Below are 12,036 nucleotides of genomic sequence, written 5' to 3'. Positions count from 1 at the left end.
AAGACTCAGGGGTTATTGATCAAGTTCCAATCCGGCTCATCGACTGCCAACTTTGCTTCGACGACCGGCCATTTTGCATCGCCCTTCGGAACAAGATCATCGGCATTGTCCGCAAAGGCGGCCGCGTTTCCTTCGTCGTAGATCAGGTAGAGCTTGCCATCGATGATCTTGAACGCTTCCGGATCGACATTGACGGTGACGGATTCATGGAGTGCGACCTCGCCCGCGCAGTAACCACCGTATTGAGGAGCGTATTTGGCAGGTTCGCTCATGAACATTTCCTTGTGTTCCTTGCTGGCGAAATGCCACGGCGTGCCAAGCCACTCATAGGAGAAATCTTCGGAACCCTTCACGGCCTTGCCATCGGTGAAATAAGCGACCGTGTCGTAGCCCATGATCGCCACTCCGCCGAAGTAGCCGGTATTCACCGAGTCGGCGAAGGCAGAGCCTGCACCGGCCATCAAGGTGAGCGCACATACGACTGCCGACGCCGAATTGGGAACCAGTCTGATCGATATGTTCATCTGCGTTCTCCGTTCAATCGTGGATAGCTTCGCACTTCGCAGCGTTCGCTTCGCCAAGGACTTTCGCCTGGCACGTCGCGCCATGCCGTTTGAATAGTTTTATGATGTCGGTATTGCCCTTCCAGAACGCGCGGGTGGTCGGCCAGTAGCCGTGAGCTTCAGGATGGTTCACATCCGCGCCTTTGCCGATGAGGAACTCTGCCAGTTCAACGTGGTTTTCCTCACCCGCTACTATCAACGGTGTGACCCCAGACTTGTTAGCCGAGTCTTCGAGAACCGCCCCCTGTTCGAGCAACAGCTTGGCGATTGGGAGGCTTCCAGAAAAGGCAGCCGCGTGGAGGGGGGTAAACCCACCTGAATTGCGCGCCATGACGTCGGCGCCCTTGCTCAGCAGGAATTCCGCAATGGGAAGCTGATCGTCGAGAGCAGCAGCGATGAGGAGCGTTGCCTGGTCGCGTGCGCGGCTGTCGACGTCGGCACCGCCTGCCAAGGCTTGCTCCACGGCACTCTTGTCGCCGGCAGCGATGGAGTCGAACAACGGCTCACCTGCGACTACTCTTGTAGCCGCCAATACCAGCATAGTAAGTGCCAGCAGTCCGCGCATCGTGTAAAATAGCATATTAGCTTCGAGTCATACAAGCTGCATTGGGCTCATCGGGGCAGATGCCGGCGGACAGCGCGGCCGGATGTCCGCTTTAAGCTCCACCGGGGAAGTCGCCTCCGGGTCACGGCGGAAGGTTCCACCCGCGACCGCAGGCTGTGTCAAATGCCACCTCGATAAATAGGGCAGCCGGTGGCGCAACCTTGGCCATGTCGCCTTCGCTATTCCAGCCCTCCCCTCACCCCTCCACCGCGCTGATCTCCGCATCGACCAGGCACCAGGACGCGTAGCGGAAGTCGCGGATCTGGACGACCTGCTCGTCCCGCCATTCGACCAGCATGAAGCCGCGCACGGCGCCGTCCGGCTCCCCAGGGTTGCGGATCAGGATCGCCGGCCTGCCGTCGACGAAGCCCAGCGACAGCGCCCAGTCGGTCACGCGGTCGTAATTGCCGAAATAGGTCGACACTTCGGCCTTGCCGCGCAGGCGGAGTCGGTTGACGACTTCGAGCTGGATATCTTCGGCGATCAGCGCCCTGACCGCGTCGAAGTCACGTGCGTTGAACAGATCGACATAACGGCGCAGCCGCCGCTCGTCGTCGGCGTCGAGCCGGGGCGCGGCGACCTGCTCCGGCTCGGCTGCAAGCAAGCGCAGCTGCGCCCGCCCGCGATGCAGCGTCGCCTTGGTCGCGGCGAGCGTTGCGCCGGTCACCTCGCAGGTCTCGTGCAGCGAAAGGCCAAGCACGTCGACCAGGATCACGGCGCCGCGCCGCGCCACCGAAAGCTGCATGAAGCTGCGCAGGCCGGCCGCCGCGGCGATCCTACTGTCGGCGCTGCCGGAGGGATCCTCGATCGTGGTCATGTCGGCCTCGGTGATGCGCGACCTTTCCCGGTGGCGCCGGCGCAGATGGTCCTGCGCGGCATTGTGGGCGATGCGAAACAGCCATTGCTCGGGCCGTTCGACCGTCATGCTGCCGTCGACCGCCTGCAGTGCCTTCACCAGCGTGTCCTGCACGATGTCCTCGCCGTCGATGACCGAGCCGGCCATGCGGGCGCAGTAGCGGTGCAGCCTCGGGCGAAGCTCGGAGAGCATCGCCTCCAGCGCCGGCCGGTCGAGTTTCCGTGGAATCGTGGCGTCCATTCTATCCGGCTTTGCCGCCCTCGAGGACATGGTAGTTGCCGATGATTCTGGCAGGCGATCGCTTGACCGGCGTAGAACGCCGCTCCGCATGGTTTTGCGTGAACGCCTCGAAGGCCGCAAGCCCGGTCAGCGCGGATGTGTCATTTCCCTCGCCGACGACGTGGATGAATTCGCCGTCGTCGAGTTCGAGCACAAGATAGCGCACGCTCTGCGGCGCCGTCTCATTCAGCGCCTCGAACACTTTTGCCACCAGCGCTCGGTTCTCTTCAAGCCCGGTGTCTTTCACGCCGTAGCGAATGAGTTTGTAGCCCATTGTTCGTCTCCTGATTGGTTGACCTGAGCAGAAGACGTTTCGCGTTCCCGAAAAGATTCTCGGCTCGGCATGAATCTTTTCGGCCGCCCGGATCGTCTTCCACCTGTGAACCGCTACGCAGCACCATCAAGGAGCAGGAGAGACGACCATGCACATCCAGTTTGCTGAACTGCCGGTGTTCGACCAGGACCGCGCCAAGGCGTTCTACATCAGGCATCTCGCCTGCCAGGTCGCAGCCGACGAGAAGATGGGCGATAGCGGCTGGCGCTGGATCGAGCTGACATTTCCCGGCGCTGTCACCAACCTGCATTTCGTGAGGCGCGCCGACGACACGGCAGGCGCGGAGCCCGTGCTGGTGCTGGTCGACGAGAATGTCGAGGCCACGATCGCCGCTTTGAAGGCTGGCGGCGTCGAGATCATCACCGAACCGCAGGAGGCGCCCTGGCAGCCAGGCCGCACGGTGGCGGAATTTCGCGACAGCGAGGGCAACCCGCATGGTGGTCGCCAGCCAATAAGCGACCGGCCGGAGAGCGAGCCTCTGAATTCTGACGCGGCCATTTGGACGGCTGGAGAGGGTGGTGAGTGGACGATGGCCTGTCATTCTGCAGCAACCCGACCAGGGCGCTGTCCTTCGTGATACTCGCGCCACGCCTGTCGCAGGATTTGCACTGAAGACGTGAGGAAGATGCCTGCCATCAGTGCCGCCACCGCCAGATCGGGCCATGCCGTCGATGTGCCCCACACACCCAATGCCGCTGCCATAACCACAACGTTTCCGATCGCATCATTGCGGGAGCAAAGCCAGACCGATCGCACATTCGCGTCGCCGTCCTTGTAGCGTCGGAGCAGGAGCACGGAACCAAGGTTTGCCGCTAGCGCAAGAAAGCCGATCGCACCCATTACCTCAGCGCTCGGAAGTCCAAGGACAAGGGTCTGATAGACGGTGGAGCCAAAGACCCAGACAGCCATAACGGAAAGCGAGAGGCCCTTGAACAGGGCGGCCGTCGCTCGTGTGCGCAGGCTTGCCCCGATCACGGCGAGGCTCAACCCGTAGGTGATGGTATCGGCGAAAAAATCTAGTGCATCCGCCTTCAACGCCTGCGAGCCCGCAAGCTGACCGGCCACCATCTCCGTCAGGAACATCGCCCCATTGATGCCGATGACTGTCCAGAGCATGCGCTTGTAGCGCGGGTCCATACCGTCAAAGATTGGCACGCGCCCAGAGCAGCAAGCCTTTTCGACCTCGTTGCGAGCGGCCGTCGTGCTCACTGGAAAGACCAACGGCGTCGGGACGCAGCAAGCGTTCGTTTCGTGATTGCAGCAATGGTCAGCCATGCGGCGCCTCCTTTTGTGCAGGCACCGTAGTCCCTATAGTGACTAGAGGTTCAAGAGGCTTTTTCATGGATTTTTCGATTGGCGAACTCGCGCGGCGCACCGAAGTGAAGGTGCCGACCATCCGCTACTATGAACAGATCGGCCTGTTGCCGCCGCCGCCTCGCACCGAAGGGCAGCAAAGGCGCTATGGCAAAAACGCCACGGCGCGACTTGCGTTCATCAAGCATGCGCGTGAACTTGGCTTCGATATCGAGGCAATCCGTGCGCTTCTGTCGCTGCAGGACAACCCAGATCAATCTTGCAGTGTTGCCGACAGGATCGCAAAAGCACGCCTTGCTGAAGTCGAGGAACGCATTGCCAGCCTCAACGCTCTACGAACGGAATTGCAGCGGATGGTCAAGGAATGCGCCTCTGGCCGGGTGGCTGAATGCCGCGTCATTGATACTTTGGCCGACAGTAGTCACGGGCATGGCCGCTTAGTTGAGACCTGATTGAGTGCAGTCTGCAAAGGGTCGATTCCGGCCGGTGGATACGGGCCGCTTGTAGCGTCATTTTGCCCCCTGCCGTAATGCCCCAGCCACGGCGTCGAGGCGGCGTCAGATCGCACGGATGATGCCACCATCGACGCGAATGTTCTGACCGGTAATGTATCCGGCCCCTTCGGAGGCGAGGAAGGCAATCGTCGCGGCGATTTCATCGCTGGTGCCATAACGCTGCATCGGCACGCTGTCGCGGCGCTCCTCGGTGGCGGGAAGGCTGTCGATCCAGCCGGGAAGGACGTTGTTCATGCGAACGTTGTCGGCGGCGTATGTGTTGGCGAAGATCTTGGTGTAAGCGGCAAGCCCCGCCCGGAACACGGCCGAGGTCGGGAACATCGGGCTCGGTTCGACAACCCATGCCGTCGAGATGTTGATGATGGCGCCGGCTTTCTGCTTGACCATGTGCGGCGCGACGATGCGCGTCGGCCGGACGACGTTCATCAGGTAGATGTCGAGGCCGGTATGCCATTGGTCGTCGGTGATTTCGAGGATCGGCGCTCGTGGCCCATGACCTCCACTATTGACCAGGACATCTATGTGACCCCAGCGATCGAGCGTGAGATCCACGAGACGCTGCAGATCGTCGTTCGACTGGTTGGAGCCGGTCACGCCAAGCCCGCCAAGCTCCGTGGCCAACGCCTCGCCCTTGCCGGATGAGGACAGGATGGCGACCTTGAAGCCATCCCCCGCCAGACGCTTTGCAGCCGCAGCGCCCATGCCGCTGCCACCGGCAACGACAACAGCTACTTTTTCTACACTCATCGTAATCTTCCTTCTCGGGTGACAGGAATCTGAAAGCGATGTCTTCGAGGCTGAAGTAGTGATATAACCAGTTCTCCCGGCTGGTTCGAACCAGAAAGTCTGAAATCAACCTGTAGAAAAACTCCTGGATGCCCGAAGCCTTCCATAGCTTGCCGGCGCTCAATGCGCTTCGCGCCTTCGAAGCGTCCGCGCGCCATCTCAACTTCCGCATCGCAGCCGAAGAGCTGAACGTGACGCAGGGTGCTGTGGCGCAGCATATCCGCGGGCTGGAGGCCGATCTGGGGGTAAAGCTGTTCGAGCGACTGCCGCGCGGCCTCGCGCTCACGAGTGAGGGTCGCGCCTATGTGCCGAACATTCGCCGTGCCTTCGACCTGATTTCGGATGCAACCCTGCTGCTGCGCCCCGAGCCGGCCCGGCTGACGATCAGTGTGACCCCGAGCTTTGCCACCAAGTGGCTGATCCCGAAACTGCCGGAGTTCGTGGCGCACAACCCGCTTGTCGACCTGCGAATTCTGGCCAGCGAAAGCCTGTCGAGCTTCCAGGCCGACGGCGTCGACATCGCGGTCAGGCAAGGTCGCCCGCCCTTCGGCGCCGGCCTTCTCGTCGATCTCTTGTTTCCGCAACAGATCATCGCCGTGTGCTGCCCCTCCTTGCTGCCTGCTGGCGCGAGCGAAATCGCGCCGGCAGAAATCAAGGATCATGTGCTGCTCCACGATGCGCACAATCTGTGGCCGGAATTCATGGAAAAGGCCGTCGGCCTGAAGATGACGACGCAGCTAAGACGCATACGCTTCAATCAGACCGCCCTCGCGATAGAAGCTGCCGTCGCGGGCCAGGGCATCGCGCTTGCCAGCCGCTTTCTCGTCGCGGCCGATCTCGCCGCCGGCCGGCTGGTCCAGCCTCTCGGGGTGGAGATGCGCGGCACGCAGGATTTCTACGTCGTGGTTCCACGCAAGCAGCGACACCCCGAGCCGACGCAAGCCGTTCGGCAATGGCTGCTGAACGAGGGCGATGAGACACGGCTGTCGTCGTGAACACCAAGCCCCGATGTTCGAGAGACGCGCCTGACACGGCTCGCCCATGCCGAACCTCAGGTCTAAACGTCATGGCGCCGACAATCCTGCGTCGAACCGGCTGCGCGCCCGACATCGTGGCGCGGAGACATCACATGATCCGGAAAAGTTCCATCAAACAAGGAGATAGAGACCTATCTTGATCCTATTGTGCGGATCAAGCGCCTTGACACCTGAGCACGATCAGGAACCGGACATGATCTGCCAGACGGCAACGCCCGCAAGCGCTAGCCCGGCAACGCCTTCGAGGATTCGGGAAATGGTTTCGAGTGGCTTGCCGGCGAAGAAATCCACCAGACGTTTCCGAAACAGGATCGACAACACCGCGACGCAGGACAGCGTCAGCGCCACACCGACCATCATGGTGATCGCGAAGAGAATGCCGGCACCGGGAATGCCCCTGGACATCGCGAAGGTCATCACGAAAAGCGTCAGCGGGCACGGGATCAGACCTGCCATAACGCCGACTGCCTCGCCCTCATGCTTATGGTGACGGCCGTGGCTCAAAGCGCGCCAGAGCATCCAGACACCGATCAGGCCGAGCAGCCCACGACTGATATCCTCCAAAAGCGGAGCGCGGCCGACACTGCCCAAGGCGATGGAAACCAGTGGCAGCGAGAGGACCGCAATCAGAACGGCAATCATCACATGCGTGAACGACAGCGTGATCGATACGAGAAGGCCGCGCGGAACCTTTACATCCGAACCGGCAAGATATGTCGCCAGCACGGCCTTGCTATGACCCGGCGTCAGCGCATGGGCGGCGCCGAAGACGATGCCCATCGGTAGGAAAGACATGAACGCCAGCCAGTCGCCTCCCACCGAGAGCAGTTTGATCTGCGCGCCGACCGCCAGATAGATCGTTCGTTGGAACTCGATAAGGATTTGGAACATCAGCCGAGGGTAACAGAAACGAGCCGGTCGGAGCGACCGTTAGTGCCTGTGTTCGCTGTGACCATGCTCATGGGGATGATCCGCATCCGCTCTCGCCAATCTTATGTTGGCCGCCGCAAGCGCCGGCATGTGCTCGAACAGCTCGTCTTCCAGCGCCGTCGTGATCTTTCTCGCTTCGGAGACCGGCAGGCTTTCGTCGACGGCGATGGCAATGTCGGCGTGCAGCTTATGACCGATCCATCGCGCCCTGGCGTCGACGATGCGCACTCCCGGCACGTGCGCGGCAGCATGGTGGATTTCGCTGATGACATCAGGCTCTATGCCGTCGAGCATGCGGGTCAGCACCGAGCGGGCCGACTGCCAGACGATACCGAAGATCGCAAGTGTGATCAGCAGGCCGACGATCGGGTCGGCCAGCGGAAAACCGAGCCAGACGCCGAGCGCCCCGAACACCACGGCAAGGCTGGTCAGGCCGTCGGTGCGGGCATGATAGCCGTCGGCGATCAGCGCGGCGCTGTTGATTTCCCGGCCGACGCGGATGCGGAACACCGCAACGGCCTCATTGCCGAGAAAGCCGACAATGCCTGCCGCCGTCAGCCACCCAAGATGCGTCACCACGCGTGGATTTATCAAACGATCGATGGCCTGATAACCAGCGACGATGGCGCTGAACAGGATGATCCCGACGATGATGATCCCGGCCAGGTCCTCGACCCGGCCAAGGCCGTAGGGGAAGGTCGGCGACGGCTTGCGCCGGGCCAGTATGAACGCGATCCACAGCGGAATGGCGGTGGTGGCGTCGCCGATGTTGTGGATCGTGTCGGCCAGCAGCGCTACGCTGCCCGACAGCACCACCACGACCATCTGCATCGCCGCCGTGATTGCCAGGATGACGAACGACCATTTTATCGCCCAGATGCCCCGGTCCGTCGTCGTGATGGTCGCATCGATGACCCCGTGGGTGTGACCGTGCGAGCCGTGGCCGCCATGACCATGCGCCGCGTGATCGCGCGCCCCGAACCCAAACCAGTCGAGAATGCGCGCGCCGAGGCTGTTCACAGGTATTTGACTGCTCACAGGTATTTCGCCAGTTGCTTGAGTTCCGCCAGCGAGTTGCCGCCCGCTTCCGCGGTGCCCGTTTCCGCAGTATCGCTCAGGCAATGCTCGATATGATCGTGGATCAGTTCGCGCTTTGCGCTGCTGATGGCGCTTTCCACGGCATGAAGCTGCTGCGCCAGATCAACGCAAGGACGATGCGCCTCGAACATGGCCAGCACCGCCGCAAGGTGGCCTTGCGCGCGCTTCAGACGCTTCACGATATCGGGATGCGAACGGTGGATGCCTTCGGACATGCCTGCGTTCCTATCCTCCCCAGGGGGATACGGTCAATCTTTTTGCCGGTGAGGCTTCCCACTGATCGAAGAAAACCACCGGCCCGTCCAGCGACCTGCCACCCTCTTGCGGTTAGCCTGTCGGACCGGCCGGCCCGTATTATTTCGTGACCATGTCGCGCTGGAACCTTCCCTCGCACCACGCGTTCGGGGCGCTGTATTCGCCGTGCCTCATATTTAGGCAAACTTGGCGACGGGCGAATATCGGTGGGGAGGCAAGAGCATGGGTTGGGGAGGAGCATGTTGTCATGTCGAACCGAGAAATTGGAACGTCCCACACATTGGGGCTGCGCGTCGCTGATCTCAAAGCCAGGATGCAGAGCGCCCGGATTACCGAGCACGAGATGAAAACCTTTCAGAAGGTCGCCGCCGTCATGGGAGGAAGTGAAGGCTCCCTACGCCTCGATGCCGACGACCTGATTGCCGCGTCTTTCGTTGTCGAGATGCTGGACGACCCCAGGGCGAATTGACGATCGTGGCACCCCTGGCGATCAGCCAGGCACCACGTCAATCGCCAACCTCGAAAAAGAAGCGCCGTCGGCGAAGCATCTCCCCCTCGATTGGGGAGATGCCAAGTTTTGGCAAAGAGGGCAGGACAGAGGGGGCGCTGTCCCGCCAACCTTGCCATGATGTCCGGAGGCGCTCTTTCGCAACGAAGGCACGGCAGGCACTCATCGCCCCCAGCCGGGAAAGCGGTCTGGGCGCAGCCATTGCTGCGTCGGGTTGCCATCGCCGGAAAGCACCGCGTCCACCAGCCAGCGCGCCGTCGCCGGCGCGGCATGCATGCCGATCGAACCCATGCCGCCATGCACGAACAGGCCTTCGATGGCAGTCTTGCCGGCAACCGGCAGACCGTCGGAGAGCATCGGCCGGTTGCCGGGATAGACGTTGCTCACCCGCGGCGAGCCAAGACCGGGCAGCATGCGCAGCGTGCGGCTGGCGATCCGGCTCGCCATATCGGTGTTGCGAACCAAGTCGCGAAAAGCCGGCTGGACCGATGCGCCGAGCCGCGCATCGCCGCCACGCATCGGATTGAGGCAGATGGCCTCGACGGCCGGCTGGTCGTCCCGCTGAAGGCATGCGTCGCCCCCATCGGCTCCAGCGTCCAGGCGCGGCCGACGTGATAGCCGCCCGCCACCTTGAAGCCGATGCGCGGATGGTCCCGCGCGAGCTCCGCGCCGGTGACCTTCTCCATGGCGACACCGGCGGCCCGGTAGCGATCGGCGACAGTGCCGGCCGCCTCGAAGCTGGCCTCGTCTTCCGAGATGAGCAGGTGACCTATCGCCGAGAACTCGAAGGGCACCGCTCCTTGCGAAAGCTCCTCATAGATCGCCGCGCAGGCGTCGAGCATCTCGACCACTTGCGTCTGCGGGCCGCTGAGCAAGGTGCCGGTATTGCGTCCCGACGATTCGGTGGCAATCACCGCCTGTTCGAGAACGACCGTTTTGACGCCTCTGGACGCCAGCTCCCAGGCCAGCGTGCAACCGGCGATGCCACCGCCGATGACGACGGCGTCGACCGGTCTGTTGTAGGAGCCCGGTTGCTTGGCTGAGCGGCCCGATGCGAGCGACATGGAGTTTCCCCCGGCGGATATATGGATATCTGGATACTCGTATATGAGTATCCAGATATCCATACAAGCTGCTTTCTGTTAGGCAGGGTCCAAGTGACAAAGAGAATCGAGTGAGCGGACTTGGCGAGGGCTTGATGCAGAAACCGCTTACGGTGGCCGAGCAGGTGGCGAATGTGCTGCGCGAATCGATCGCCGACGGCAGTCTGACGGCCGGCACGCCACTGCGTCAGGACGATCTTGCCGAGCGCTTCGGCTTCAGCCGCATGCCGGTTCGCGATGCGCTTCGCCAGCTCGAAGCCGAAGGCATCGTTTCGATCCATCCGACCAAGGGGGCGCATGTCGCCAGGATGGACGCTGCCGAGATCCGGGAGATCTTTGCGGTCCGCGCACTGCTCGAAAGCGAAGCGCTGCGGCTCTCGGTGCCGAACCTCGGCAAGGAGAAGCTCGACGAGGCCGGCTATGTGCTCAACCAGATCGACGCCGAGCCAAATGTCGGCCGCTGGGGAACGCTGAACCGTGCCTTTCACCTCGCCCTTTACAGCGCCTGCGGCAACGCCCGTCTTCTTGGCCTCATCGAAGCCCACCACGATGCGGCCGATCGCTACGTTCGCGTTCTCCTGTCCAACCTCAACTATCGCAGCCGCTCGCAGGCGGAGCACCGCGACCTGTTGACCACCTGCCGCCACCGCGATGCCGAGGCGGCCGTCCGCGTCTTGCGAAAGCACCTCAGCGAAGGCATGGAAACGCTTGCCAAGGCTGGAGATGGGCTAGCGGGAAAGTCCTGACCTTGCCGGAACGACGTAAGCCGCCACAACCGAGTACCGGCCGGCCACGCCCCTCGCCTGGCGCCAGTCGTCCCCGAGCAAATCCCCCCGGCGTCAGCCTTTGCCGCGCGCTGTCAAAACTCGGTCTGTGCTCGCGCAAGCAGGCCGAGATCCTGGTCGCCGAAGGCCGCGTCCGGGTCGCCGGCAAGATCGTGCGCAACGGCTCGATGCGCGTCGATCCCGGCCGCGACCGCATCGAGGTCGACGGCAGCCGCGTCGTCGCCGAGCGCAAGGTCTATCTGATGATCAACAAGCCGCGCGGCCTGGTCACCACCCGGGACGACCCGCAGGACCGCGGCACCGTCTATGACTGCCTGGCAGAACTCGACCTGCCCTTCGTGTCGCCGGTCGGCCGCCTCGACAAGGCCAGCGAAGGCCTGCTTTTGATGACCAACGACACGCGTTTCGCGCAGCGCCTGCTCGACCCCGCCTCGCACGTCGCCAAGATCTATCACGTGCAGATCGGCGCCCTGCCCGACGAGGCCATGCTGGCGCGGTTGCGTGCCGGCGCGACGGTCGATGGCGAGCTTTTGACGGCGCGGTCGATCGATGTTCTGCGCAGCGGCACCAGCACCGCCTGGCTGGAAATCACCCTTGACGAGGGCCGCAACCGCCATATCCGCCGGCTGCTCGGGGCGCATGACGTGGAGGTGCTCCGCCTCGTGCGGGTGGCGATCGGCCCCTTGCAGCTCGGCGAGCTTGCCAAGGGCAAGGCCCGCCACCTTACCGCCGAAGAGCTGGCGCTGTTTCAGGGCTGAGCGAAGACGCCTCGCTCTTCCTTCTCCCCTTGCGAGGGCTTTGCACGGGGAGCGAAGTGGATTTCGGTGGTCAGTGAGGGCCTTTTTGAAGGCCGGCAGAGCGGTTTTCCGCGGCCCTTGCGGGGCCTTTGTCGGTTTAGGCAGCCATCCTGCCGGATTGTGGACGCACTCCTCCCTCATGTCCGCCTCTCATCGGGTGGATAGAGGACGCCAATCATGGTGCGCAGATTGTAAGCGCAGGCGGCCAGTATGCACTGCGTGCGGTTGGTGGCGAGGTTGAAGAAGCGCAGGCGTCGCATGCCGTAACGCTC

The 12,036-nt window shown here is 62.6% G+C and carries 15 protein-coding genes and 2 pseudogenes; 6 read left to right on the top strand and 11 right to left on the bottom strand.

Going from position 1 to position 12,036, the window contains the following annotated elements:
* Positions 1-5: 5 nt before the first annotated feature.
* From EOC93_RS06430 to EOC93_RS06415, 4 genes are all read right to left on the bottom strand, one after another.
* On the bottom strand, positions 6-524 hold the full coding sequence (locus tag EOC93_RS06430) for a YHS domain-containing (seleno)protein (protein WP_127204159.1): 519 nt from the start codon (positions 522-524) through the stop codon (positions 6-8).
* 13 nt (positions 525-537) lie between these two features.
* Positions 538-1,128, bottom strand: coding sequence for an ankyrin repeat domain-containing protein (locus tag EOC93_RS06425; protein WP_095482864.1), 591 nt, complete (start codon positions 1,126-1,128; stop codon positions 538-540).
* 235 nt (positions 1,129-1,363) lie between these two features.
* Entirely contained in the window at positions 1,364-2,263 is a 900-nt protein-coding gene (locus EOC93_RS06420; RefSeq protein ID WP_095482836.1) for a sigma-70 family RNA polymerase sigma factor, read from the bottom strand.
* Between the two features lies 1 nt (position 2,264).
* Positions 2,265-2,576 (bottom strand): hypothetical protein, encoded by a 312-nt coding sequence (locus EOC93_RS06415; protein ID WP_245329733.1) that lies wholly within the window; start codon positions 2,574-2,576, stop codon positions 2,265-2,267.
* Between the two features lie 148 nt (positions 2,577-2,724).
* Between EOC93_RS06415 and EOC93_RS06410 the strand changes: the two genes are divergently transcribed.
* Positions 2,725-3,213, top strand: a complete 489-nt coding sequence (locus EOC93_RS06410) for a VOC family protein (protein WP_245329734.1) — start codon at positions 2,725-2,727, stop codon at positions 3,211-3,213.
* Here the strand turns inward: EOC93_RS06410 and EOC93_RS06405 are convergent.
* Positions 3,174-3,911, bottom strand: a complete 738-nt coding sequence (locus EOC93_RS06405; RefSeq protein ID WP_095482837.1) for a cation transporter — start codon at positions 3,909-3,911, stop codon at positions 3,174-3,176. The two genes, EOC93_RS06410 and EOC93_RS06405, sit on opposite strands and share 40 nt — an antisense overlap.
* A gap of 65 nt (positions 3,912-3,976) precedes the next feature.
* Here EOC93_RS06405 and EOC93_RS06400 point away from each other — a divergent pair, with 65 nt between their 5' ends.
* Entirely contained in the window at positions 3,977-4,402 is a 426-nt protein-coding gene (locus EOC93_RS06400; RefSeq protein WP_095482838.1) for a helix-turn-helix domain-containing protein, read from the top strand.
* A gap of 105 nt (positions 4,403-4,507) precedes the next feature.
* Here EOC93_RS06400 and EOC93_RS06395 read toward each other — a convergent pair whose 3' ends face one another.
* Positions 4,508-5,212, bottom strand: a complete 705-nt coding sequence (locus tag EOC93_RS06395) for an SDR family oxidoreductase (protein ID WP_095482839.1) — start codon at positions 5,210-5,212, stop codon at positions 4,508-4,510.
* Between the two features lie 128 nt (positions 5,213-5,340).
* On the opposite strand from EOC93_RS06395, the gene gcvA reads away from it, so the two are divergent.
* Positions 5,341-6,246, top strand: a complete 906-nt coding sequence (gene gcvA / locus EOC93_RS06390) for a transcriptional regulator GcvA (RefSeq protein ID WP_127204158.1) — start codon at positions 5,341-5,343, stop codon at positions 6,244-6,246.
* Positions 6,247-6,468: 222 nt separating this feature from the next.
* On the opposite strand, the gene EOC93_RS06385 is transcribed toward gcvA, so the two are convergent.
* From EOC93_RS06385 to EOC93_RS06375, 3 genes and pseudogenes are all read right to left on the bottom strand, one after another.
* Positions 6,469-7,179 (bottom strand): sulfite exporter TauE/SafE family protein, encoded by a 711-nt coding sequence (locus EOC93_RS06385; protein ID WP_095482841.1) that lies wholly within the window; start codon positions 7,177-7,179, stop codon positions 6,469-6,471.
* Positions 7,180-7,278: 99 nt separating this feature from the next.
* Positions 7,279-8,217 (bottom strand): annotated as a pseudogene (locus EOC93_RS06380) (cation diffusion facilitator family transporter); the annotation flags it as partial.
* Between the two features lie 35 nt (positions 8,218-8,252).
* The gene (locus tag EOC93_RS06375; RefSeq protein ID WP_095482843.1) at positions 8,253-8,531 is read right to left on the bottom strand and encodes a metal-sensing transcriptional repressor; all 279 of its coding nucleotides are present in this window, start codon (positions 8,529-8,531) and stop codon (positions 8,253-8,255) included.
* Positions 8,532-8,818: 287 nt separating this feature from the next.
* Between EOC93_RS06375 and EOC93_RS06370 the strand changes: the two genes are divergently transcribed.
* Positions 8,819-9,040 (top strand): hypothetical protein, encoded by a 222-nt coding sequence (locus EOC93_RS06370; protein ID WP_095482866.1) that lies wholly within the window; start codon positions 8,819-8,821, stop codon positions 9,038-9,040.
* A gap of 201 nt (positions 9,041-9,241) precedes the next feature.
* Here the strand turns inward: EOC93_RS06370 and EOC93_RS34620 are convergent, their stop codons facing one another.
* Both EOC93_RS34620 and EOC93_RS34615 read right to left on the bottom strand, forming a co-directional pair.
* A complete protein-coding gene (locus EOC93_RS34620; RefSeq protein ID WP_245329735.1) occupies positions 9,242-9,598 on the bottom strand; it encodes an FAD-dependent oxidoreductase in 357 nt (118 codons plus the stop codon).
* 104 nt (positions 9,599-9,702) lie between these two features.
* Positions 9,703-10,143: pseudogene (locus tag EOC93_RS34615) on the bottom strand (FAD-dependent oxidoreductase); the annotation flags it as partial.
* A gap of 134 nt (positions 10,144-10,277) precedes the next feature.
* Here EOC93_RS34615 and EOC93_RS06360 point away from each other — a divergent pair.
* The gene (locus tag EOC93_RS06360) at positions 10,278-10,928 is read left to right on the top strand and encodes a GntR family transcriptional regulator (RefSeq protein WP_127204157.1); all 651 of its coding nucleotides are present in this window, start codon (positions 10,278-10,280) and stop codon (positions 10,926-10,928) included.
* Positions 10,929-11,038: 110 nt separating this feature from the next.
* Entirely contained in the window at positions 11,039-11,725 is a 687-nt protein-coding gene (locus EOC93_RS06355; protein WP_127204194.1) for a pseudouridine synthase, read from the top strand.
* Positions 11,726-12,036 lie beyond the last annotated feature (311 nt).

The sequence above is a fragment of the Mesorhizobium sp. M6A.T.Ce.TU.002.03.1.1 genome (assembly GCF_003997275.1).
Taxonomy (GTDB): domain Bacteria; phylum Pseudomonadota; class Alphaproteobacteria; order Rhizobiales; family Rhizobiaceae; genus Mesorhizobium; species Mesorhizobium mediterraneum.
The sequence above is the reverse complement of the archived record's forward strand: the minus strand, read 5'-3'. Positions and strand labels throughout refer to the sequence as shown.